The 24944-nt window shown below is 70.8% G+C and carries 18 protein-coding genes and 1 riboswitch; of the genes, 17 read left to right on the top strand and 1 reads right to left on the bottom strand.

What is annotated here, in order from left to right; translation table 11 throughout:
• Window positions 1-35: 35 nt before the first annotated feature.
• Window positions 36-3236, bottom strand: a complete 3201-nt coding sequence (locus OG379_RS03335) for an alpha-L-rhamnosidase (RefSeq protein ID WP_405659076.1) — start codon at window positions 3234-3236, stop codon at window positions 36-38.
• Between the two features lie 349 nt (window positions 3237-3585).
• On the opposite strand from OG379_RS03335, the gene OG379_RS03330 reads away from it, so the two are divergent.
• The 17 genes from OG379_RS03330 (at window position 3586) to OG379_RS03250 (ending at window position 24896) form a co-directional block, all read left to right on the top strand.
• Window positions 3586-4767: a S8 family serine peptidase gene (locus OG379_RS03330; protein WP_405659074.1), complete on the top strand. Its 1182-nt coding sequence runs from the start codon at window positions 3586-3588 to the stop codon at window positions 4765-4767.
• 378 nt (window positions 4768-5145) lie between these two features.
• Window positions 5146-9435: a discoidin domain-containing protein gene (locus OG379_RS03325; RefSeq protein WP_405659072.1), complete on the top strand. Its 4290-nt coding sequence runs from the start codon at window positions 5146-5148 to the stop codon at window positions 9433-9435.
• A 390-nt stretch (window positions 9436-9825) separates the two neighbouring features.
• The gene (locus OG379_RS03320) at window positions 9826-11238 is read left to right on the top strand and encodes an extracellular solute-binding protein (protein WP_405659070.1); all 1413 of its coding nucleotides are present in this window, start codon (window positions 9826-9828) and stop codon (window positions 11236-11238) included.
• 88 nt (window positions 11239-11326) lie between these two features.
• Complete coding sequence (locus OG379_RS03315) at window positions 11327-12292, top strand: carbohydrate ABC transporter permease (RefSeq protein WP_405659068.1); 966 nt, start codon at window positions 11327-11329, stop codon at window positions 12290-12292.
• Between the two features lie 14 nt (window positions 12293-12306).
• The gene (locus OG379_RS03310) at window positions 12307-13263 is read left to right on the top strand and encodes a carbohydrate ABC transporter permease (RefSeq protein WP_393754639.1); all 957 of its coding nucleotides are present in this window, start codon (window positions 12307-12309) and stop codon (window positions 13261-13263) included.
• A 112-nt stretch (window positions 13264-13375) separates the two neighbouring features.
• Window positions 13376-15010, top strand: coding sequence for a glycoside hydrolase family 13 protein (locus OG379_RS03305; RefSeq protein WP_405659066.1), 1635 nt, complete (start codon window positions 13376-13378; stop codon window positions 15008-15010).
• Between the two features lie 32 nt (window positions 15011-15042).
• Window positions 15043-15360 carry a cupin gene (locus OG379_RS03300; RefSeq protein ID WP_104791065.1) on the top strand — a complete coding sequence of 106 codons (318 nt, stop codon included), beginning with the start codon at window positions 15043-15045 and terminating at the stop codon, window positions 15358-15360.
• 110 nt (window positions 15361-15470) lie between these two features.
• Window positions 15471-16376: a YihY/virulence factor BrkB family protein gene (locus OG379_RS03295; RefSeq protein WP_393754632.1), complete on the top strand. Its 906-nt coding sequence runs from the start codon at window positions 15471-15473 to the stop codon at window positions 16374-16376.
• A gap of 49 nt (window positions 16377-16425) precedes the next feature.
• A complete protein-coding gene (locus OG379_RS03290; protein WP_405659064.1) occupies window positions 16426-17118 on the top strand; it encodes a GNAT family N-acetyltransferase in 693 nt (230 codons plus the stop codon).
• 5 nt (window positions 17119-17123) lie between these two features.
• A complete protein-coding gene (locus OG379_RS03285; protein WP_405659062.1) occupies window positions 17124-18002 on the top strand; it encodes an ABC transporter substrate-binding protein in 879 nt (292 codons plus the stop codon).
• 67 nt (window positions 18003-18069) lie between these two features.
• Complete coding sequence (locus OG379_RS03280) at window positions 18070-18705, top strand: helix-turn-helix domain-containing protein (RefSeq protein ID WP_405659060.1); 636 nt, start codon at window positions 18070-18072, stop codon at window positions 18703-18705.
• A complete protein-coding gene (locus tag OG379_RS03275) occupies window positions 18702-20048 on the top strand; it encodes an MFS transporter (protein WP_405659058.1) in 1347 nt (448 codons plus the stop codon). Before OG379_RS03280 ends, OG379_RS03275 begins: the two co-directional genes overlap by 4 nt.
• 101 nt (window positions 20049-20149) lie before the next feature.
• Window positions 20150-20413, top strand: coding sequence for a type B 50S ribosomal protein L31 (locus tag OG379_RS03270; protein WP_104791069.1), 264 nt, complete (start codon window positions 20150-20152; stop codon window positions 20411-20413).
• Between the two features lie 95 nt (window positions 20414-20508).
• Complete coding sequence (locus tag OG379_RS03265) at window positions 20509-21459, top strand: carbohydrate kinase (RefSeq protein ID WP_405659054.1); 951 nt, start codon at window positions 20509-20511, stop codon at window positions 21457-21459.
• 46 nt (window positions 21460-21505) lie between these two features.
• A complete protein-coding gene (locus tag OG379_RS03260; RefSeq protein ID WP_405659052.1) occupies window positions 21506-23356 on the top strand; it encodes an acyl-CoA dehydrogenase in 1851 nt (616 codons plus the stop codon).
• Window positions 23353-23523 carry a hypothetical protein gene (locus OG379_RS03255; RefSeq protein ID WP_405659049.1) on the top strand — a complete coding sequence of 57 codons (171 nt, stop codon included), beginning with the start codon at window positions 23353-23355 and terminating at the stop codon, window positions 23521-23523. Before OG379_RS03260 ends, OG379_RS03255 begins: the two co-directional genes overlap by 4 nt.
• An 82-nt stretch (window positions 23524-23605) precedes the next feature.
• A riboswitch (cobalamin riboswitch) is annotated at window positions 23606-23793 on the top strand.
• A 29-nt stretch (window positions 23794-23822) separates the two neighbouring features.
• Window positions 23823-24896: an ABC transporter substrate-binding protein gene (locus OG379_RS03250; RefSeq protein ID WP_405659046.1), complete on the top strand. Its 1074-nt coding sequence runs from the start codon at window positions 23823-23825 to the stop codon at window positions 24894-24896.
• The last annotated feature ends 48 nt before the right edge of the window (window positions 24897-24944 follow it).

Genomic DNA, 24944 nt, shown 5'->3' with positions numbered 1-24944 from the left:
CCCTGTGGGACGGGTCCCACAGGGCACGCGTGTACTCAGCCGGAGGCGGTGAACCGGTGGGTGCCCGACCCCACGGCGAAGACCGCACACCCGTCGTCCAGCCGCAGGAAGTCCGCCTGGCCCCGGTCCGCACTCCGTTCGTCGCTGCCCGGTACCCACACCTCGGCCGTCGTGTTCGCCGGCAGTGTGACGCTGAGGACGAAGCCGTCCGCGTCCTTCTTCCAGCGCGTGGCGACCGGCCCGTACCGTGAGTCGAACCGGCCCTCGGCCCGCGTCACCCCGCCGCCCGGCCGCGGCCGCACGAGGACCTTGCGGAAGCCGGGGGCGCCCGGGGCGATGCCCGCGATGTTCGCGTACATCCACTCACCGACCGAGCCGTACGCGTAGTGGTTGAAGGAGTTCATCCCGGCGTCCTGGAAGGAACCGTCCGGCCGGATCGAGTCCCAGCGCTCCCACATCGTGGTGGCACCACGGTCGATCTGGTAGCCCCAGCTCGGGAACGTCCGCTGGAGCAGCAGCCGGTAGGCGACATCCGTGTGGCCGGTGTCCGTGAGCACCGGAAGGAGCCGAGGGGTGCCGAGGAACCCCGTCGACAGATGCCAGCCCTTCGCCTCGATGAGCGCCACGAGGCGGTCCGCCGCCGGTCCCCGGTCGTTCTCCGTCAGCAGGTCCATGGACAGGGCCAGCACGTAGGCCGTCTGCGTGTCGCCCTTCACCCGGCCGCCGGCGGAGACGTACGCCGCGCGGAACGCGTCGCGCACCCGGCCGAAGAGCGTCCGGTACGGGGCGGGGTCCTTGCCCAGCGCCTCGGCCGTCCGTGCCACGAGGTCGGCACTGTGGGCGAAGTAGGCCGTGGCGATGACGTCCTTGGGTGTCTCGTCCTCGATGTTGAGCCAGTCGCCGAACCCGTCCGCAGGGCGCAGCAGCCCGGTGCTGTGCGCCTCCAGATATTCCAGCCAGTCGGTCATCGAGGACCAGGCCTGCTCCAGCACCCGCACGTCCCCGTACGCCTGGTACAGGGCCCACGGCACGGTCACCCCGGCGTCGCCCCAGCCCGCCGCGCCGTTGCCGACGCCCGGGAGGTCCGGGGCGACATGGGTGAAGGCGCCGTCGGAGGTCTGGGCGTCGCGCAGGTCGTGGAGCCACTTCGTGAGGAAGCGCGCCGACTCCATCGTGTACGCGGCGGTGGGCGCGAACACGTTGATGTCGCCGGTCCAGCCGAGCCGTTCGTCGCGGGCCGGGGTGTCCGTCGGAATGGACAGGAAGTTCCCGCGCTGCCCCCAGGTGATGTTGCGGTGGAGCTGGTCGAGCATGGGGACGTCGGTGGTGAAGTCCATGGTGAACGGCGCCGAGGTGTGGATGACACGGCCCACGATCGCGTCGCGGCCCGGCGTGCCGGGATATCCCGTCACCTCGACGTAGCGGAAGCCGTGGAAGGTGAAGCGGGGCTCGTAGGTCTCCCGGCCACCTCCCTTGAGCGTGTACGTGTCCGTGGCGCGGGCGGTGCGCAGGTTGGCCGTGTAGATCGAGCCGTCCGGGTTCAGCACCTCGGCATGCCGGAGCCGCACCGTGGTGCCGGCCGGCCCGGAGACCGTGAGGCGCGCGGTCCCCACCATGTTCTGGCCGAGGTCGAACACGAAGACACCGGGCTCCGGTTCGGACACCTCACGGGTGGTCAGCTCACGCTCCACACGGCAGGGGCCGTCCACCTCGGCCACGAGCGCCGCGGTCACCCCGTCGACGCTGTCGGCGGCGAGCCAGCCGGCCGCGTCGAAGCCGGCACGTGTCCATCCGGCGGTCTCCAGCCGGGCGTCGTAGTCCTCGCCCGCCATGAGGTCCGCCCCCGTGACCGGCCCCGCCGCGGCGAGCCAGTCGCTCCCCGACACCACGCGCTCGGTCGACCCGTCGGTGTAGGTGACCTCCAGCTGGGCGAGCGCGGCGGGCCGTTCACCGTACTGATGCGGCCCGAACCAGGCGATGTTCCCCGCGTACCACCCGGCCGCGAGCGTGATCCCGAGCGCGTTGCCGCCCCGCGCCAGCAGACCGGTCACGTCGTACGTCTGGTACTGGACGCGCTTGTCGTAGTCCGTCCAGCCCGGGGCGAGCCGGTCTTCACCGACGCGCTCGCCGTTGAGGGACACCTCGTACAGGCCGAGGGCGGTCGAGTAGAGCCTGGCCCGCGCGACCCGCCTGCGGCCCAGCGTGAACTCCCGGCGCAGCTGGGTGGCGGGGGAGTACGCCACCTTCACCTCGCCCCAGGGACCGGAGCCCCAGCGGGCGAGGGCCTTGGCGGCGGGCCAGGCGGTGTCGTCGTAGCCGGGGGAGTGCCAGTCTCCCGACGGTTCCTTGTCGGTGGCCCGCCACCCCGCGTCGGTGACGGACGTGACCACGCCGTCGGCGGTGGTCAGTTCCAGCACTCCGAGCAGCCCGGCAGGGCCGCTGACCGCGTTCGTCGCCGACACGGCGATCACCTGGGCCCCGGGGGCGAGATGGTCCGACACATCGACGAGGACAGGACGCTTCCAGTTCTCGGCGGGGCCGTCGGCCTCCGTGTGCGCCACCTCCACGCCGTTGACCCTGGCGGTGAACCCGTCGTCGGCGCTCATGACCAGCCGGGCGCGGGTGACGCCCTCCGGAATCTCCACCCGGCCGCGGAACCACCGTGTGGCGGCGGGCGCCTCGACGGCGGGATCCCCTTCCGGGAACCATATCCACGAGGCGTCGTCCAGAGCGGGCGTGCCGGTCAGTGCCTCGGGTGCGGCGATCCACCCGGCCGACCAGTCCGAGGCCTCCATGAGACCGGTCTCCCACCAGGACGGCTCGCTCCACGCGGAGGCCCGGCCGTCCGCGTCCCAGATCCGCACGGACCAGAAGTAGCGCGTGCGGGACGCCGGCTCGGGGCCCGCGTACGGGACCAGCATGGACTGCGCGGACTCGACCCTGCCGCTGTCCCAGACGTCGGGCTTCCCCAGACGGTCGGGGGCGGTGGCCACGCGCACCTGGTAGGCGGTCTGGCTCCGGCCCGGGCTGTCCGACGCGACCGGCCAGCTCAGTCGTGGACGCGGGGTGTCCAGGCCCAGCGGATTGCGTACGTACTCGACGGTCGGCTCGGTGACGCGAGCCCGGCCGCCCGCCCCGGCCCGCGCGGGGCCCGACGCACCGGCGGGAGGTGCGGACACCGCGGCGAGCGCGGCGGTGGCGGCGGTGGTGCTGAGCAGTCGTCTTCTGCTGATCACAACGCGGCTCCGTAACGATGCAGTGGTGAATCGTTTCAGTTTCGGTGAAGCTAGGGTTTTGACCGCTCACTGTCAAGAGTTCTTTCGCGATAATGCCATTTCTGGATTGATAGTTGTATGCCTGCCGCCTGGGGCATTGACGCCCTCCTGGGCCGGGTCTATCTTCGCTCGCAAGGAGGAGTTGAAACCTTTCATGCGATGCGCCGAATGGGCCTGCCCCGGCGCCGATCGTTGCGCTGTCCGGCTGACGCGGCTCAGGCTCGCCGGAGATGTGGACGAAAGGTCAGGTGTTCGCACTTCGCGGACCTGACAGGTCCGCGATCCGCTCCTCCACCTCAAGGGAGAACGCATGCGCCTGCGCGCCCGCTGGGCACCAGCCGCTCTACTGCTGATCGCCCCCCTGATCGGCACCACCACGGCCACGGCGGACACCGGCGAGACTCTCGTGCCGGTGCAGAGGTCGGCCCGGGCCGTCCCCGGTCAGTACATCGTCACCGTCTCACCCGAGCAGAAGCCGGCCGCCATGGCCGAGCAGATCGGGGTCAGCACCCTCTTCACGTACAGCAAGGTCCTGCACGGGTTCGCTGCCTCGCTGACGCCCGCGCAGCTCGAGAAGGTGCGCGGCGCGACGGGCGTCCAGGCGGTCGAGGAGAACAGCGAGGCCTCCGTCTCGCCGCCCGCCGCCGGGGCGGCCGGGAAGCGGGCCGTCGCCGGGAGCTGGGGCCAGGACCGCATCGACCAGCGGAACCTGCCGCTGGACGGCACGTACGACGTGGACGGCACGGGTCAGGGCGTGACCGCGTACATCCTCGACACCGGCATCGAATCCGCCCACAGCGAGTTCGGCGGCCGGGTGGGTGCCGGGTACGACGCGATCGGTGACGGCCGCAACGGTGAGGACTGCAACGGCCACGGCACGCACGTGGCCGGGACCGTGGCCGGTACGACGTACGGGGTCGCGCCCGCGGCCTCCCTCGTGCCGGTGCGGGTGCTCAACTGCGAAGGCTCGGGTACGTGGGCCGGGATCATCGCCGGCCTCGACTGGATCGCCCAGAACGCCGAGCAGCCGGCCGTCGTGAACGCCTCCCTCGGCGGACCCGCGTCGTCGGCCGTCGACGACGCGTTCGACGCACTCGCGGCGGAGGGCACCCTGCCGGTGGTCGCGGCGGGCAACGAGAACCAGGACGCCTGTGACGTCTCCCCGGCGCGCGCCGACGGCGTACTCGCCGTGGGGGCCAGTGACGACCAGGACCGGCAGGCGACGTTCAGCAACTGGGGTACCTGTGTGTGGCTGTACGCCCCGGGCGTGGACATCGTGTCCGCGAACCTCGGCGGCGGCTCCACGACCCTGAGCGGAACGTCCATGGCCAGTCCGCACGTCGCCGGTGCCGCCGCACTCTACAAGGAGCAGCACCCCGACGCGGCGCCGCAGGAGGTCTCCGACTGGCTCGCCGCGGAGGCGACCCCTGACGTCCTGACCGGCCTGGGTGCCGGCTCGCCCGACCGGCTCCTCCACGTCGGCGGTCTCTGACTCCCGGCCGGCTCCACCGAGCGGGGTCCGCGTCCTGCGGGCCCCGCTTTTCGCTGTGCCGTGGAACAGGCACTTTCGGTCAGCTTGCAGTTTTACGCAAAAAGCTTACGTTGATTGAGGGTGCGTCAGGGGGTGGGCGAACTGCGATGCCGCCCTCCTGAAATGCGCCTCATCGAAAGGCGCTTGCGCGTCTCCCCGTAACGCCCCGCCGTGCTCCGGTTTCTGTCGCAACCGTGGACGCTCTCGCATTTCTCTGCAACTCTCTGACCGCCAAGCGCAAAACTCAGCTCGGCGTGTGCAGAAACAACTGCCGCAGAGCTGTGCCGACAGAGCCGCACTCTCGGCGTGTCCCGCGCCGAGGCTGGAGATCGGGGACTTATGAGAGCCCAACGCTGGAGGTGGCGGACGCTTTCCGCCATGGTCGCCACCAGTCTTCTGATGATCGGATGGCCGTCGCTCACCGCCGCGGCGGCCGACGGCCCCAACATCGCCGCAGGCCGGACCGCGGCGGCGAGCAGTGCCGGCGGCGAGTACGTCGCCAGGAACGTGACGGACGGCGACCGGTCGACGTACTGGGAGGGCGCCGGAGGCACCCTGCCCCAGTGGGTGCAGACCGACCTCGGCTCGGCCGCCAGGGTCGACGAGGTGACCCTTAAGCTCCCCGCCGGCTGGGAGAGCAGACAGCAGACCCTCTCGCTCCAGGGAAGCGCCGACGGCACCAGCTTCTCGACACTGAAGAGCTCGGCGGCGTACACCTTCGGTCCCGGCACCTCCAACGAGGTGAAGATCTCGTTCCCGGCCACGCAGGCCCGCTTCGTGCGGGTGAACGTCACGGCCAACACGGGGTGGCGGAACGCGCAGCTGTCCGAGCTGGAGGTCAGGGCCGCAGGAGAGTCCTCGGCCGATCTCGCCGCGGGCAGGACGCTCAGGGCGAGCAGCCACACCGAGACGTATGTGGCCTCCAACGGCAACGACGGCAACCGGGCCAGCTACTGGGAGAGCAGGAACAACGAGCTCCCGCAGTGGATCCAGGCCGACCTGGGTTCCTCGGTCCGGGTGGAGAGGGTCGTGCTCCGGCTGCCCGACGGCTGGGAGCAGCGGACCCAGACGCTGAAGATCCAGGGCAGCCCCGACGGCACGGACTTCAGCGACCTGACCGCGTCCAAGGCGTACACCTTCAACGCCGCGGGCGGGCAGTCGGCGACGATCTCCTTCGACGCGACCACGACCCGATACGTGCGGGTGCTCGTCACCGCCAACTCCGTCCAGCCGGCCGCCCAGCTCTCCGAACTCGAGGTCTACGGCCCGGCCTCCGGTGACACGCAGGCGCCCACCGCGCCGTCCGGTCTGGCCTTCACGGAACCGTCGACCGGGCAGATCAAGCTGACCTGGACGGCCTCCTCGGACAACACCGGCGTCACGGGCTACGACGTCTACGCCGACAACACGCTGCTGACCGGCGTGGCGGGCGGCGTCACCACCTTCACCGACACCCGCCCGGCGAGCGAGACCGTCTCGTACTACGTCCGGGCCAAGGACGCGGCGGGTAACCAGTCGGGCAACAGCAACACCGTCACCCGCACCGGCGACTCCGGGGACACGCAGGCGCCCACCGCGCCGTCCGGTCTGGCCTTCACGGAACCGTCGACCGGGCAGATCAAGCTGACCTGGACTGCCTCCTCGGACAACAAGGGCGTCACGGGCTACGACGTCTATGCCAACAACGTGCTCCGCAGGAGCGTGGCCGGGGACGTCACCACGTACACCGACACCCAGTCCGCCGCCACGACCGTCAGCTACGTCGTGCGGGCCAAGGACGCCGCGGGCAACGCCTCCGGCGCCAGCAACACCGTGACGCGCAACGGATCCACGAGTGCCGCTTCCAACCTCGCCGTCTCGAAGCCGATCACCGCGTCCTCGGTGGTCCACACGTTCGTCGCGGCCAATGCCAACGACAACTCCCTCAGCACGTACTGGGAGGGCGCGGGCGGTAGCTACCCCAACACGCTGACGGTCAAGCTGGGTGCCGACGCGGACACGGAGAGCGTCGTCGTCAAGCTGAACCCCGACAGCAGCTGGGGAGCGCGCACCCAGAACATCCAGGTACTCGGACGGGAGCAGGACGCCGCCTCCTTCGCGAGCCTGGCCGCCGCCAAGGACTACGCGTTCAGCCCGGCGACGGGCAACACAGTGACGATCCCGGTCACCGCCCGGGTGGCCGACGTCCAGCTGAAGTTCACCTCCAACACCGGATCCGGCGCAGGTCAGGTCGCCGAGTTCCAGGTACTGGGCGCTCCGGCCCCCAACCCGGACCTGCAGGTCACGACGGTCGCCGCCTCGCCCTCGGCCCCCGTGGAATCGGACGCCATCACTCTGTCGGCCACCGTCCGCAACTCCGGTGCGGTCGCCTCTCCCGCCGGGAAGCTGGACTTCGAGCTCGGCGGATCCAAGGTCGCCACCGCTTCGGTGGGTGCCCTTGCCGCAGGCGCATCCGCCCAGGTCACCGCGTCCGTCGGGGCCCGCGACGCCGGCAGTTACACGCTCGGGGCGGTCGTCGACCCGGCAGGCGAGATCATCGAGCAGAACGAGACGAACAACCGCTTCACCAGCGGCACCCCGCTGGTGGTGAAGCCGGTGTCCAGCTCCGACCTCGTGGCGAGCGCGGTCACGACCTCCCCGTCGGGCCCCTCGGCCGGCGACACGGTCACCTTCTCCGTCGCCGTGAAGAACCAGGGCTCCGTGGCGTCCGCGAGCGGCAGCCACGGGATCACCCTCAGCCTGATCGACTCCAAGGGGGCGACGGTCAAGACCCTCACCGGTGCGCACAACGGCGCCGTCGCCGCGGGTTCCACGACGTCACCGGTCTCCCTGGGCACCTGGACGGCTGCCAACGGCTCGTACACGGTCAAGGTGGTGCTCGCCGACGACGCCAACGAACTGCCGGTGAAGCGCGCGAACAACACCAGCACCGAATCGCTCTTCGTCGGGCGCGGCGCCAACATGCCGTACGACATGTATGAGGCGGAGGACGGTGTCACCGGGGGCGGGGCCAAGGTCGTCGGCCCCAACAGGACCGTCGGTGACATCGCGGGCGAGGCGTCCGGCCGCAAGGCCGTGACGCTCGACAGCACCGGAAACTACGTCGAGTTCACGACGCGGGCGACCACCAACACCCTGGTCACCCGGTTCTCCGTCCCGGACTCCGCGGGCGGCGGCGGCATCGACTCGAAGCTGAACGTCTACGTGGACGGCACCTTCCTCAAGGCGATCGACCTCACCTCGAAGTACGCCTGGCTGTACGGGAACGAGACCGGACCGGGCAACGACCCCGGCTCCGGCGCGCCCCGGCACATCTACGACGAGGCGAACGTCATGCTGGGGAAGACCGTCCCGGCGGGCAGCAGGATCCGGCTGCAGAAGGACGCGGCCAACACCAGCACGTACGCGATCGACTTCGTCAGCCTGGAGCAGGTCGCGCAGAAGGCGAACCCTGATCCCGCCCGGTACGCCGTCCCCGCGGGCTTCACCCACCAGGACGTGCAGAACGCCCTGGACAAGGTCCGGATGGACACCACCGGAACCCTGGTGGGCGTCTACCTCCCGGCCGGTGACTACTCCACCTCGAGCAAGTTCCAGGTCTACGGCAAGGCCGTGAAGGTGGCAGGCGCCGGGCCCTGGTTCACCCGGTTCCACGCCCCGTCCACCCAGGACAACACCGACATCGGATTCCGTGCGGAGGCGAGTGCGAAGGGTTCGTCGTTCTCCGACTTCGCGTACTTCGGCAACTACACGTCCCGGATCGACGGGCCGGGCAAGGTGTTCGACTTCTCCAACGTCTCGGACATCGTGATCGACAACATCTGGAACGAACACATGGTGTGCCTCTACTGGGGGGCCAACACCGACAACGTCACCATCAAGAACTCCCGGATCCGCAACATGTTCGCCGACGGAATCAACATGACCAACGGCTCCACGGACAACCACGTCACGAACAACGAGGCGCGGGCCACCGGGGACGACAGCTTCGCGCTGTTCTCGGCGATCGACGCCGGCGGCGCGGACATGAAGAACAACGTGTACGAGAACCTGACGTCGATCCTCACGTGGCGGGCGGCGGGAGTGGCCGTGTACGGGGGCTACGACAACACCTTCCGCAACATCCACATCGCCGACACCCTGGTGTACTCCGGGATCACCGTGAGTTCACTGGACTTCGGCTACCCGATGAACGGGTTCGGGACCGGCCCCACGGCGATCGAGAACGTCTCGGTCGTGCGGGCCGGCGGTCACTTCTGGGGGACGCAGACCTTCCCCGGGATCTGGCTGTTCTCGGCCTCCAAGGTCTTCCAGGGCATACGGATCTCGAACGTGGACATCGTCGACCCGACGTACAGCGGGATCATGTTCCAGACGAACTACGTGGGAGGCCAGCCGCAGTTCCCCATCAAGGACACCGTGCTCACCGACATCACGATCTCGGGCGCGCGCAAGAGCGGTGACGCGTTCGACGCGAAGTCCGGCTTCGGTCTGTGGGCCAACGAGATGCCGGAGGCGGGGCAGGGACCTGCCGTCGGTGAGGTCACCTTCAACGGGCTGAAGTTCAGCGGCAACGCCCAGGACGTGAAGAACACCACCTCCACGTTCAAGATCAATATCAACCCGTAAGGCGGTTTGAAGCGGGCGGGGCGTTCCCCGGGTTCCGGAAACGGCCCCCGGGAGACGCCCCGCAGCCGCGTAACGTCTTGCAGCCATAAGTCCGTCTCTTGCGGACTGCGGCTCGCGGATCACCGTCGGACGGTCCCTGACGGGTCGTTACGCCGCAGGTCGGCCGAGCCGCGTCCTGTGCCCGGCTCGTCCGGGTTGGGCCGCACAGGAGTGCTCCATCGAGGCGCCGGGATGCTGTTGCCCGGCGCCTCATCACATGCGGAGCGCTGTCAAACATTTACGAAAACTGCGCGAGATATTGCGCTCACTTGTCGCCGGTGGTTGAGTATGCCGCGCCCCGGCAGACAGTCGGCCGAGGCCTTCCGTGCTCATGCCCGAAGGGGACCACCGATGAGAAGTGCTGGGTTTCGCCGTACCCGCCGTGCCTCCGCGGCCGCCGTCGTCACCGCGCTCGCCCTGACCGCCCTTGCCTCCTGCGGCACGAGCAGCAGCGGCGACGGGAACGACGACTCCGGCAGCGGCTCCTCCTATCCGACCGCGCCGCTCGACCCGAAGGCCGAGGTGACGCTGTCGATCGACTGTATGCCGCCGGCCGCGAAGGCCGCGGAACTGCGCGAGTGGAACGAGGACGTCAAGACGTTCAACAAGAAGTACCCGAACGTCAGGATCAACGGAAAGTCGACGCCCGGCCAGTGCCTGGAGCCGCCGCGCTTCACGGCCATGCTCAAGGGCAAGTCGCAACCTGACGTGTTCTACGCGTACTTCACCGACCTCCAGCAGGTGCTGGACAACGACGGCGCCGAGGACATCTCCGCGTACGTCAACGACACGTCCGTCCCGGCGCTCAAGGACATCCAGCCCCAGGTGCTCGACGTGGCCCGCAAGGACGGCAAGCTCTACGCGCTGCCGACCAGCAACTACACCATGGGCCTCATGATCAACCGGAAGCTGTTCACACAGGCCGGTCTGGACCCCGACACCCCGCCGGCGACCTGGGACGAGGTCCGCGCCGCGAGCAGGAAGATCGCGGCACTGGGCAACGGCATCGCCGGATTCGGCGAGTACAGCGCCGGCAACAACGGCGGCTGGCACTTCACCGCCACGCAGTACGGCCTGGGTGGCGACGTCGTGGACGCGAGCGGCAAGAAGGCCGCGTTCAACGACGACAAGGGCAAGCAGGTCCTCCAGCAGCTGCACGACATGCGCTGGGAGGACGACAGCATGGGCAAGACCCAGCTTCTGAAGTGGGGTGATCTGCAGAAGCAGATAGCCACCGACAAGCTCGGCATGTTCCTCGCCGCGCCCGACGACATCACGTACATGGTGCAGCAGCTCGGCGCGGAGTACGAGAACTTCGGCATGGGCCCGATCCCCGGTGCCGAGGGCACGCTCTTCGGCGGGAACAACTACATGATCAAGAAGGGCAGTTCGCCCGACAAGATCAAGGCCGCCGTCGCCTGGCTGAACTTCCAGAACCTCACGCCGAAGAAGGGGCAGTTCGACTGGGGCCGCAGGAAGGCCGACAACCTCCCCGTCGGGCTTCCGCAGCCCAACTTCTTCCTCGGCGAGAGCAAGACGACGGACGACGCCGAACGTGTCGCCAACGCCACGATGCCCGTCGAGAACTTCAAGGCCTTCATGGACAAGCCCGTCCAGGGCAAGGCCGAGCCGCCGAAGGCCCAGGAGATCTACAAGATCCTCGACAACGCGATGTCCGCGGTCCTGACCAACAAGGACGCCGACATCGACAAGCTGCTCGACACCGCCGAGCAGCAGGTCAACCAGGTCCTGGCCAACCAGTAGCGGACGTACGGAGGCCGGGCCGGGCGGGCCCGGCCCCGCATCCGGACCGTCCGTCTGCGAGCGACTGCACCGGCACCGAGGAGAGACCATGTCGGCCCCCACCCTGTCCACCGGGAAGGCGAGCGCACCGCCCCCCGGGCACCACCACCAGAGCCCCAGCGGGCCGGACTCCGCCCGCGAGGAGTTCCTGCGCGCCCTGCGCCGCAACATCTCGGCGCACGGCTTCCTGATCGGAGCCGTCCTCTGCTTCTCCTTCTTCTCCTGGTATCCGATGGTCAGGGAATTCCTCCTCGCCTTCCAGAAGACCGAGGACGGCACGACGACCTGGGCCGGCTGGTCCAATCTGACCTACGTCTTCAACGACCCCGCGTTCTGGCAGGCGTGGCGCAACACCCTGCTCTTCACCGTGCTGGCGCTCCTGCTGGGCTTCGCGGTCCCGTTCGTCGTCGCCGTCGTGCTCAACGAATTCCGGCACGCGCAGGGCTATCTCCGCCTGCTGGTCTACCTGCCCGTCATGCTGCCGCCGGTCGCCTCCGTGCTGCTCTTCAAGTACTTCTACGACCCCGGCTACGGACTCTTCAACCGCATCCTGGAGTTCCTCCATCTGCCCGCCCAGCAATGGCTCCAGGACCCCGACACCGCCATGCTCTCCGTCGTCATCGCGTCGACCTGGATGAACATGGGCGGGGCCACGCTGATCTACCTCGCCGCGCTCCAGGGCATCCCGGGCGAGCTCTACGAGGCGGCCGAGCTCGACGGCGCGGGACTCCTGCGCAAGATCTGGCACGTCACCATCCCGCAGACCCGGCTGATCCTGTCGCTCCTGCTGCTCATGCAGATCATCGCGACGATGCAGGTCTTCACCGAACCGTTCCTGCTCACCAACGGCGCCGGCCCCGAGGGCTCCACCACGACCGTCGTCTACCTCATCTACCAATACGCCTTCAACTTCAACAACTACGGCGGAGCGGCGGCCCTCGGCCTCCTCCTGCTCGTCGTCCTCGCGGGCTTCTCCGCGGTGTACGTACGCCTCAGCCGCAGCAGCGAAGACTAGACGGGAGCACGACGATGGCATCGAACACGCTTGTCTCCCGGCGCGGACCCGGCGGTCCCGGCAGCCGTAAGGCCCGTCGCCGGGACGCGGACCAGGGCCGCCAGCGGACCCTGATCTCACCGGCCCAGCTCGGCCGGCCCCGGGGGAAGGCGGTCTACTGGATCGTCTTCGCCCTGGTCGCGGCGGCCTTCACCCTCGCGTTCCTCGGCCCGCTGTACTGGATGGTCACCGGCGGCCTCAAGACCACCCAGGAAGTCGTCCAGAGCCCGCCCACCGCCTTCCCCTCCTCGGTCCACACGGAGAACTACTCCCAGGCGTGGAACGTGATGGACCTGGCCCGACTGCTCTTCAACACGCTCTACTACGCCTTCGGGGCACTCGCCTTCCAGCTGGTCCTCGACGTGGCCGCCGCCTACTCGCTCTCCAAGCTGCGTCCGATCTTCGGCAAGGTCATCCTCGGCATGATGCTCGCCACCCTGATGATCCCGGCGACCGTCCTGGTCGTACCGCAGTACCTCACGGTCCTCGACGTACCGATCTTCGAGCGCAACCTGCTCAACTCGCCGTGGGCGATCTGGCTGCCGTCGGTCACCAACGCCTTCAACATCTTCCTGCTGAAGCGGTTCTTCGACTCCATCCCCGGCGAACTCCTCGACGCGGCAGCCATCGACGGCGCGTCGCCCCTGCGCACGCTGCGCTCCATCATCCTGCCGATCTCCCGGCCGATCCTCGGCGTCGTCTCCATCTTCGCGGTCGTCGGAGTCTGGAAGGACTTCCTCTGGCCCATGCTCACCCTGCCCGACCCGGGAAAGCAGACCCTCAACGTCGGCATCTACTCGCTGTCCAACGGCGTGCCGACGAACGTCCTCATCGCCGCGCTCACCATCGCGTCCGTCCCGACGCTGCTCATCTTCCTGCTCTTCCAGCGCAACATCATGAGCGGCCTCACCGCGGGCGGCCTGAAGGGCTGACGACGCCCCTCCGAACCACCGCCTCCCACCAGCACTCCGCCGCCGGCCCTGCCATCGCACGCCCCGCTCACGGGCCGGGGGCGGAGTACCTCCTGCCCGAAAGGAACGCCACGTGGCAGCCAACCCTCCGACCGAGGCCACCGCACCGTGGTGGCGCGACGCCGCCATCTACCAGATCTACGTACGCAGCTTCGCCGACGGCGACGGAGACGGCACCGGCGATCTCGCGGGAGTACGGGCCAGGCTGCCCTACCTGGTCGAACTGGGCGTCGACGCGCTGTGGTTCACCCCCTGGTACCTCTCCCCGCTCGCCGACGGCGGCTACGACGTCGCCGACTACCGCGCCATCGACCCCGCCTTCGGCCATCTCGCCGAGGCGGAGAAGCTGATCGCCGAGGCCCGTGAGCTGGGCATCCGCACCATCATCGACATCGTCCCCAACCACGTCTCCGACCGGCACAGCTGGTTCCAGGCGGCACTGGCCGCCGCCCCGGGCAGCCCCGAGCGCGAGCTCTTCCACTTCCGGGAGGGACGCGGCGCCCAGGGGGAGATCCCGCCCAACGACTGGGTCTCCGAATTCGGCGGCACCCCCTGGACCAGGGTCGGGGACGGTCAGTGGTACCTGCACCTGTTCGCCCCGGGACAGCCGGACCTCAACTGGGCGCACCCCGCGGTCCGCCAGGAGCACGAGGACGTCCTGCGCTTCTGGTTCGACCGGGGCGTCGCCGGTGTGCGCATCGACTCGGCGGCCCTGCTCGCCAAGGACCCCGCCCTGCCCGACTTCGTCAAGGACACCGACCCCCACCCGTACGTCGACCGCGACGAACTCCACGACATCTACCGCTCATGGCGTGCCATCGCCGACGGGTACGACGGCATCTTCGTCGGCGAGGTCTGGCTCCCCGACTCCGAGCGCTTCGCCCGCTATCTCCGCCCCGACGAGCTGCACACCGCGTTCAACTTCAACTTCCTGGCCTGTCCCTGGGACGCCGGGCTGCTGCGCTCCGCGATCGACGACACGCTCGCCGAGCACGCCCCGGTGGGAGCCCCCGCCACCTGGGTGCTGTGCAACCACGACGTGACCCGCACGGTCACCCGCTACGGCCGCGAGGCCACCGGCTTCGACTTCGCGGCGAAGGTCTTCGGCACCCCCACCGACCTGGAGCTCGGCACCCGCAGGGCACGGGCGGCCGCCCTCCTCTCCCTGGCGCTGCCGGGGGCCGTCTACCTCTACCAGGGCGAGGAGCTCGGACTGCCCGAGGCCGACATCCCCCGCGAGCGGATCCAGGACCCCATGCACCTGCGTTCCGGCGGTATCGACCCGGGACGGGACGGCTGCCGGGTCCCCCTGCCGTGGTCCGCCGAGGAGCCGTACGCGGGCTTCGGGTCCACGGCCGAACCCTGGCTCCCGCAGCCGGCGGACTGGCCGTCGTACGCAGCCGAAGGGCAGAGCACCGACCCCGGCTCCATGCTCACCCTCTACCGGGAGGCGCTGCGACTGCGCCGCGTCGAACCGGGCTTCGCCGCCGCCCCCGGTGAGACGGCCGACGGCAGACTGAACTGGCTGCCCTCGTCACCGGGCGTCCTCGTTTTCATGCGGACCCACGGCCTGATCTGCGTCGTCAATCTCTCGGGGAGCCCCGTGCCGCTGCCCGACCACGACGAGACGCTACTGACCAGCGGCCCTCTGGACCCCTCCGGCCTGCTGCCGGCCGATACGGCGGCCTGGCTGCGCCGGACGCGATAGCGGGGGAGCGGGGGCTGCGGCACAGTGGTCGTATGGATGATCTCAACGCTCTCGCCGACGAGCACCTGGCCGCAGCCCGCGCCAACGCGCACGGGCGCAGCGCGCACCTGCTGCTGCGCCAGGAACCCCTGCGGCAGACGGTGATCGCGCTCACCGAGGGGTCCGCCCTCGACGAGCACAACGCGCCTCCCGCCGCGTCACTCCAGGTGCTGCGCGGTGCGGTCCGGCTCACCGCGGGATCCGGGGACGTGGACCTCGCGGCGGGCCGGCTGCACCCCATCCCCCAGGAGCGGCACGGACTGCTGGCCCTGGAGGACGCGGTGGTGCTGCTCACCGCCGTCAACGACTGAGCCACGCCCGGAGTACATCCCCGGGGCCGAGGCATGAGAGAAAGGGAGCAGCCGGGCCGCCGTGAGGCGTCCCGGCCATCCGCCTTTCCCACGTCCCCCGGAGTAACCGCGTGCCCAGCAGGACCGACGGCCCAGTCGCGGAACGAACCGCACCCCCGGCAGGGCGCACCGCGCGGAGGCACTGGCGCACCGCTCTGCGCCGGACCCCCGTATCGCTGTGGAACGACGACCTCTCCGACTGGGCGGCCGCCCTCACCTACTACGCCATCCTGGCGCTGCTGCCGGCCCTCCTCGTCACCGTCTCCGTCATCGGCCTGGCCAACCCCGGCGCCACCAACGCCCTGATCGCCGACATCACGGCCTTCGCGCCGGCCGAGTCCGGAGCGGCCCTGCGCCGGCCCCTGGAGGCGGCCACCCAGGAACGCACCGCCGTCTGGCTGCTCGTCGCCACCGGCAGCGTGAGCGCCGTGTGGTCCGCGTCCAGCTATCTGGCGGTCTTCCGCAGGGCGATGCACGCCATGCACCGGGTGAAGGACACCAGGCCGCCGCTGCGCCAGGCGCACATCATCGTGGTCTCGGCCGTCGGGCTGCTCGTCCTGCTGATGGCCAGCGCCTTCGTCCTCGTGCTCACCGGACCTCTGGCGCGCTGGCTCGGACGCCGGGCGGGTCTGGCGCAGGCCGGTGAGGCACTGTGGGAGGGTCTGAAATGGCCCGTCCTGCTCTGTCTGGTCGCCTGCCTCATCCTGGTCCTCTTCAGCACGGGTCCGCGCTCCGCGCGAAGTGTGCGGCTGGCGCTTCCCGGTGGGGTGCTCGCGGCCCTCCTGTGGTTGATCGCCTCTGCCGGCTTCGCGCTCTACGCGACCCACATCGCCAGCTACAGCCGGTTGTACGGCTCACTGGCAGGCCTGGTGGTCTTCCTGATCTGGATCTGGTTCACCAACCTGGCGCTCCTGACCGGCGCCCAGTTCAACGTCGAACTCGCCCGCACGGACGGCGAGGAGCGTGAGGTGCCCTGATGCGCCTCCGGGCCTTGTGGGAGCGCTCCCAGGAGTGAAGGATGGGGCGATGACCGCGACCGCGCACGTACGCCCCTATCGCCCCGCCGACCGGGAGGCCCTGGCGGACATCTGTGTCCGCACGGCCGACAACGGCGGGGACAGCACGCACCTCTATCCGGATCCGGGGCTGATGCCCGCACTGTTCGCCGAGCCCTACGCCCACCTGGAACCGGAGCTGACCTTCGTCCTGGACGACGGCTCCGGGCGCGCGGTCGGATACGTCCTGGGGACCGCGGACACGCGGTGGTTCGCCGGTGCCTTCCGGGAGGTCTGGCTCCCCCTGGTGACGGACCGTTTCCCCGAGCCGGAGGGTGAACCCGAGACGCTCACCGACGCGATGACGGCCCTCCTGTACCGCCCGGAGCGCATGATCCTTCCGGAGCTGGCCGGACACCCCGCGCACCTGCACATCGACCTGTTGCCGCCGTGGCGGCGCAGGGGGTACGGCAGGGAGCTGATGGGCGCCTTCCTGGGTGCGCTGCACCGGAAGGGGGTCCGGGCCGCCCATCTGTCCATGCTCACGGCGAACACCTCTGCCAGGGCGTTCTACGACCGGCTCGGATTCCAGGTGATCGACGTACCCGACCCCGGGCCGCTCACCTATCTGGGGCGCAGCACGGAGGGTGTGGAGCCGACGGGCTGGGCAGGTAGTGGGTGGCGAGCCCGGGAGAGGGCCCGGGCCGCCGGTTCGGAAGGGTGAGTCGTATGACGCAGCAGAACGCGTGGAGTTTCGCGGACGACCGGGACCGGCTGGTGGTGGCGGACCGACGGCCGTCCCGGGTGCTCGCGTACGTCCAGGCGGGAGCGACGCTGTGGGACCACGGGATACGCCCGGAGGGGATCTTCGGCTCCGGGCACGACGGGGCGGAGCCCGACCGGGCGAAGACCGGAACGCTCCCGCTGGATTCAGTGGACTACCGGGGCGCGGGTGACGACCTGGACGTCGACACGCTGTTACGCGGCAGGCCCGACCTGGTCGTCGCCGTCAGCTACGGCCACGGCCAGCTCTACGGACTGGACGCGGACACCGCCAAGCACCTGGAGGAGCGCGTCCCGGTCGTCGTGATCGACGTGGGCCAGGCGCGCACCCTGGACCGGGTCGCCGAGCGGTTCGCCGCACTCGCGCGCTCGCTCGGAGGTGCCTCCGGCCCCGATGCCGCGGACGAACTGCACGCTGCCCGCGAGCGGCTCCGCGCGGCTGCCCGCAACCCCGCCGCCCCCAGGGTGGTGGCCCTTTCACCCGCGGGTCCGGAGCAGGCGTATGTCGCCCGTCCCCAGATGTGGCCCGAACTGCGGGTGCTGGCCGAGCTCGGGGTCGGCCTGGTGTCCCCGCCGGCGGGAGCCGGGGTCAACTGGGCCACCGTCGACTGGGCGGAGGCCGCGGCCCTGGAGCCCGCCATCGTCCTGACGGACATCCGGTCCAACGCGGTCCCGCTCGACGAGATCACCGCCCCCGCCTGGGAAGCCGCCGGGCGCGGCGCGCGGACCGTGCCGTGGAACCCCGAACCGCTGTGCAGTCCACAGGCTCACGCGCGTTTCCTCGAGCTCGTCGCGGAGGCGGTGGAGGGGGCGTCAGGAGGCTGAGCAAGTTTCCCAAAAATATTCTGCAAAAACTATTTGGCAAAAGCTGGACGCGCTTTAGGCTGCCGCCATGGACAGCGACGCGACGCACCGTGTGCTCGATCCCGAGCGGGACCCGGCGGCCCTGAAGGCCCTCACCCACCCCCTGCGGCTGAGGCTGCTCGGCCTCCTGCGGCTGCACGGTCCGGCCACCGCGAGCGAGCTTGCGGTCAGCACGGGGGAGTCGTCCGCCTCGACCAGCTACCACCTGCGGGTGCTCGCCAAGTACGCCTTCGTCGCGGAGGCGGAGCACCGCGACGGCCGTGAGCGCCGCTGGCAGGCCGTGCACTCCGTCACCTCGGCGGACAACGCGGCCATGCTGGCGACACCCGCGGGCCGGGCGATGCTGGTGCTGGGCCGGCGCCGTCAGCTCGAGCACCTGCAGCAGTCCATGGAGCGGCACGAGGCGGACATCGACGCGGGCCGCCTCGGCGAGGAATGGCACGACCCCTCGGGGATCGACGACCTGATGCCGCGGCTGACGCCGGAGTCCCTCCGCGAACTCCGCGACGCGATGGCGGAGAAGCTCGCCGAGCTGACCGCACGCGACGAGCACGACCCCCGTGCCCGGCAGGTCGTGCTGCTCACCGCCGGACTCCCGCTGGCCCCGGACGGGCCGGCCACGCCCGACGCCGACGCCGCGCCCGATGCCGGAAGAGCCCGGTGACCACGCCGCCCGGGGGCGGGAAGGCCACCGCCGCCACGCCCGACGAACGCACGGCGCGCCGCAGGTTCGTCGCCGTGTCCTTCCTCTTCTGGCTCCCCGCAGGCCTCGTCATGGCGCCGATGGTGCTGCTCTTCACCGAGCGCGGCCTGGCCCTCACCGCCGTCGCCGCCGCATTCGCCGCACACTCCTTGACCGCCGCCGCTCTGGAGCTCCCCACAGGCGGCCTCTCCGACGTCATCGGCCGCCGCACCGTCCTGGCCTGCGCCGGTCTTCTCAACGCCTGCGCCCTCACGCTCATGGGCCTCGGCACCACCCCGTGGGTGATCGCCCTCGGCACGGCCCTCATGGGCGCGGGCCGCGCCTTGTCCAGCGGGCCCGCCGAAGCCTGGTACGTCGACACCGTGCACGCCCGTTCCGGCCCCGACGCCGATCTCCGTACGGGGCTGGCGCGTGGCAGCGCCGCCTCGTCCGGTGCCGCCGCGCTCGGCGTCCTCCTCGGAGGGGCCCTGCCCTGGCTGCTCGGCCTCGGCCCGGACCCGGGGGCCCGGCTGCGGGCGCTCACCTCGGATCTGGTCCTGCCGCTCTCCGTACCCATGCTCCTCGGTGTGGTCGTCGACATCGTCTTCGTCGGCTACGTCCTGACCGCCCTGACGGAGCCGCCCCGCCCCTCGGCCACCCTGCGCGGCGTCCTGCGGGGCGTTCCCGGTGCTGTCGCCGCGGGGCTCAGGCTCGGCGCCGGGGACGCGCTGATCCGGCGCATCCTGATGACCACGGGCGCCGTGGGTACGGCTCTCGCCGCCCTCGAACTGCTCACACCGGGCCGCGCCGCCGCGTTGACCGGGACCGCGGAGTCCGGTGCGGTCCTCTTCGCAGGCCTCGCCGCCGCCGGATTCGCGTGCTCGGCGCTCGGAAGCCAGTTGGCGCCGCTCGTCGCCCGGCTCGCGGGAGACGCGGAACGCGCGGTCCTGGCGAGCCTCGGCGCGAGCGTGGCCGGTCTGCTGGCGCTCGGCGTCACCGTGTCCGCCACCGGGGCGCCCGCGCTGACCACGGCCGTCGTCGGATACGGACTGGTCTATCTGGGCCTGGGCGCCGCAGGGCCTACCGAGAACGACCTCCTGCACCACCGCGTCGACACCTCCGGCCGGGCGACGGCCCTCTCCGTGCAGTCGCTGGCCCAGCAACTCGTGGGGGCGGCCGCCGGCCTGGTCATCGGCGCACTGCCCGCAGGGCCGCTGCCCTGGCTGCTCGGTGCCGTGGTGCTGCTGTCCGGAGCACTGCTGTGGACCCGGCGCACCGCCTCCGCTCCGACGACAGCCCCCGCCCCCGAGCGGTACGGGGGCTGATCCGCTGCTCCGTACGGACGTCCCGGATCGCGCCCGCCCCCGCCGTTCGGGACGCTGGCCCGAAGCCGGGACGCGAGATCCCCGTACCTCCAGGAGCAGAGATGCAGCAGGACAAGCACCCGTCGTACCGTCCCGTGGTCTTCCGTGACCGTTCCGCCGGGTACGCCTTTCTGACCCGGTCCACCGCGTCGAGCGAGCAGACGATCGACTGGGACGACGGCAACAGCTACCCGGTCATCGACGTGGAGATCTCCGCCGAGAGCCACCCGTTCTTCACCGGCAAGGCGAGGGTGGTCGACACCGAGGGGCAGGTCGCCAAGTTCGAGCGGCGCTACGGCGACGAGGGGCGCGACGGCGCCTCCTGAGCCCCGGGTCACCACGGCTCCCCGCACCCGGGCAGAATCGGCGGCGGTTCGCCCCCTCACCACGACCGCCCGCGTTCTCCAGGAGACCCGCCCCCATGCCCGACAGCCCCGACCTGCTGGTCATCGGCGAATGCGTCGCCGACATCGTCCGGCTGCCGGGCGCGCCGGACCGGACCCACCCCGGCGGCAGCCCCGCGAACGTCGCGTACGGTCTGGCCAGACTGGGCCGGGGCACCACCTTGATCACCCAGCTCGGCCCGGACCCCGACGGGCGGCTGATCGAGGAGCACCTGGCTTCGGCCGGGGTACGGGTCCTCGACGACGGCAGCGGCGCGCCCACTCCCGCCGCCACGGTGGACCTCGACGAGGCGGGCCGGGCCACGTACAGCTTCGAGATCAGCTGGACGCTGGGCCCGGTCGCGTGGTCCGGGGAGCCGCCCCGGCACGTCCACACCGGGTCCCTCGCCACCGCCATGGACCCCGGTGCGGACACCGTTCTGGAGCTCGTCGGGTCACTCCGCGCGGCGGCGACCGTCAGTTACGACCCCAACGTCCGGCCCGGACTGATGGGGGACCACGCCCGTGCCGTACGCCGCGCCGAGCGCTGGGTCGCGCTCAGCGACATCGTGAAGGCCAGCGACGAGGACCTGCGGTGGCTGTACCCGGACGAGGCGCCGGAGCGGGCCGCCGAGCGGTGGCTGCGCTCCGGGCCAGCGGTCGTCCTGGTCACCCGCGGTGCCGGAGGGGCGACGGCCTTCCTGCCGGGCGGGACCGTGAGCGCCGACGCGCCACCCGTCAGGGTCGCGGACACGGTGGGCGCAGGCGACGCCTTCATGTCCGCCACGCTGCACGCCCTGGCCTCGCACGGACTGCTCGGAGGGCAGGCCCGCGCTCGGCTGCGCCCGCTGGACGCCGCAGTCCTGGGCGACGTGCTGCGCCACGCCGTGGCATCGGCCGCCGTGACCGTCGGACGGGCGGGCGCCCTGCCTCCCGACCAGGAGGAGCTGGCAGCGGCCCTTACCGGCGTGCCGGTCCCGGAGCCGTAGACCGTCCAGCGGTGTCCTCGCCCGCACCACGGTCGTTGATTTCGTTATGACCGTGACCCTTACCGACACCGCCCCACCGTCCACCACCGAACTGCTGACCGGCGTCATCCTCGGTCCGGAATTCCGCCGAGAGCACGGATTCTGGCAGCGGCTGATCAGCACAGAACCGTTCCGCCGCCCCGTCGGCGGAACGCCAGAAGAGCGACTGGACCTCGCCTACGACCGGTTGCGGATCCTCAACCTCTCCCTCGACAGCGGAGCGCGCCTCGCCGCCGATCCCCGCGCGCTGGCCGCCCTGCACGCCTGGCTCGGCCCGGTGGACCCCGCGCTGACCACCGTGGCGGGCATCCACTACAACCTCTTCCTCGGCAGCCTCCTCGACCACGACTGCGCCGGCCGCCGCGACCTGTCGGACTATCTGTCGATGCGGCGCATCGGCACCTTCCTCTGCACGGAAGTGGCACACGGCAACAACGCCGCGGCCATGGAGACCACCGCCACCTACGACCGTGAGCGGGACGGCTTCGTCCTGCACACCCCGAACCCGGGCGCGCAGAAGTTCATGCCCAACACCAGCCCGGCGGGCGGAGCGAAGTCCGGCCTGGTCGCCGCCCGTCTGGTGGCCGACGGCTCCGACCACGGGGTACGCCTCTTCCTCGTGCCGCTCACCGACGACGCGCAGGCGCTGCCCGGTATCCGGGTGCGGCGGCTCCCGGCCCGGATGGGCAGCCCGGTGGACCACTGCCTGACCTCGTTCGACCGGCTCTTCGTGCCACGGGACGCCCTGCTGGGACCGGCCGGGGAGGGCGACGCGCCAGAGGAGTTCAGAACGGAGCCGGGGGACAGGCGGCGGCGCTTCCTCACCTCCATCGGGCGGGTCACCCCCGGCCGGATCTCCATGAGCGCCTGCGCGGCGGGCTCGGCCCGCGCGACCCTGGCGGTCGCCGTACGCTACGGCGGCCACCGGATGATCTCCGGCTCACGGGGCGCCCCACCGGTGCCGGTGAACGCCCACCGGACGCACCACGGTCCGCTCGCCTCGGCCATGGCCATGGTCTTCGCCATGAGCCTGCTGTACCGCAGGGCGCAGGAACGCTGGGAAGCCTGTACGGACGAGCGCGCCCGGACGGACGCGGTGCGACTGGTCGATGTCGCCAAGGCGTGGATCACCTGGCGGGCCCGCGATGTCATCGTCGAGAGCCGTGAACGCTGCGGCGCGCAGGCGCTGCTGGAGAACAACGGCATGACCGAACTCGTCACGGGCGTGGAGGGGGCCATCACCGCGGAGGGCGACAACATCGCCCTGTACGCCAAGGCGGCGGCCGACATGCTCTTCGCCGCCGACCCCGGCGGTGACGACGCCCCGGACCGGGCCCCGCACCCCGGGGACCTCGCCGACCCGTACTTCCTGGGCCGGCTCCTCGCCTCGGTCCAGGACATCTGGTTCGCCCGGGCCAGGGTCCGTGCGCTGCGGGCCCCCGACGCGGACACCCTCGGCCGGTGGAACGCGGCCTCGGGTCCCGCCCTGCGCGGGGTCGAGGCCTACGCGTACCGGCAGGCCGCCGAGGCCTACGCCGAGGCCCGCGCGACGTTGCCCGAGGGGGCGGCCAAGGACCGGCTCGGGGAGCTGGAGCGGCTGTTCGCCCTCGAATGGGTGTCCCGCAACAGCGGCGACCTGCTGGCCGCCGGCCTCCTGAGCACCGCTCAGGTGGACGCCCTGCCCGAGGCCGTCGAGGAGCTCCTCACGGCCGTCGCCGCGCACGCCCCGGAGCTGGCCGACTCCTTCGCGCTGCCCGAGGAACTGCTCGCCGACTGGCCGATCGCCGGGCCCGGCTATGCGGACGCGTACGACGATCCCGGGGGCCCGTGGAACACCCGCCCGGCGGACGCCCGATGAGCGCCGGAGGCAGGGGGCGGGCTGTCTGCTGCCGCCTGGGCGAGCACCTGGAGATCCTGGGACTGCGCGCCGTCCTGCTCGCCTACTGGGGCACGACGTCCGTGCTTGCCCGCCGCGGCGGGAAGCCGCAGGCCGACGGCGGCGAATCGGTTCGCCCCAAGGGCTGACCCGCCTGACGGCCGGCCGGTACGGAGAGGGAGAAGCCCCCCGCCGTACCGGCCACGGCCCGCGAGGCCGCCCCGCGCCGCGTGATAGCTTGCAGACGCCAGTCACACTCCACGTGGAGTCAGGGAATCCGGTGCGAATCCGGAGCTGACGCGCAGCGGTGAGGGGGACGGGCGGGGCCACAGCCACTGGGACACCCTCGGGTGCACCGGGAAGGCGCCCTGTCCGGACGAACCCGAGTCCGAAGACCTGCTGGCAACCGCTTCCGCACCGGGAGCGGAACTCCGTACGGGCTCCGCGCATGAGCCCAGAGAACGCCGAGGTCTCCGTGCCGCTCATAGCCAGCACCGTACGCCGAACAGCCCTTCTCATCGCGGGACTTGTCCTTCTGACGGCCTGCGGCGGAGATGGGAGCACTCCCGACGGCGCAGCACGGGACGCCGCAGGCGACGGCTTCCCCGTGACGCTCAAGAACTGCGGCCGTACGGTGACCGTCGAGGCGGCACCGCGTCACGCCGTCTCCCTCAACCAGGGATCGACGGAGATCCTGCTCTCCCTGGGTCTCGCCGACAGGCTGGCCGCCACCGCGACCTGGACGGACCCGGTGATGAAAGGTCTGGAGAAGGACGAATCCACGGTGAAGCGCCTCGCCGAGAACCAGCCCTCCTCCGAGAAGGTCCTCGCCGAGGAACCCGACTTCGTCAGCGCCTCGTTCGAATCCACCCTCGGCAAGGGCGGGGTGGCGTCCCGCGACCAGTTCGAGGAGCTCGGCGTACCCACGTACCTCGCACCCTCCGACTGCGCGGGCAAGGACAACACCGGCAGCAGTGACGGCTCCCGCTCCGAGCCCCTGACCATGGACCGCGTCTACGGCGAAGTACGCGACCTGGCCAAGGTGTTCGGCGTCCCGGAGCGGGGCGAGAAGCTGGTGAAGAGCCTCCGCGGCCGCGTCGACAGGGCGACCGCGGACATCGACGCGTCCGGCACCACGATGCTCTACTGGTTCGCCAACTCCGAGGCCCCGTACCTGGCCGGGTGCTGCGGCGCCCCCGGCATCATCACCGAGGAGCTCGGCGCGAAGAACGTCTTCGACGACACCCACGAGGAATGGCCTCAGATCAACTGGGAGACCGTCGCCGACCGGAACCCCGACGTGCTGGTCATAGGGGACCTGACCCGGAAGTCGCAGACGGCCGAGAGCGCAGCGAAGAAGATCGAGTTCCTGGAGTCCAACCCCGCCACGAAGAACATGGACGCCGTCCGGCACAAGCGGTACGTCCTGCTGAGCGGCCAGGCGATGAACCCGACCATCCGGACCGTGGAGGGCGTGGAGCGCGTCGCGGCGGGGCTGCGCTCGTTCGGGCTCGCGGGGTGACGAGGACCGAACGCGCCCCGGACGTACGGGCGGAGCAGCCGTCCGCGG

It is taken from the genome of Streptomyces sp. NBC_01166, from assembly GCF_045039765.1.
Classification (GTDB): Bacteria; Actinomycetota; Actinomycetes; order Streptomycetales; family Streptomycetaceae; genus Streptomyces.
The sequence above is the reverse complement of the archived record's forward strand: the minus strand, read 5'-3'. Positions and strand labels throughout refer to the sequence as shown.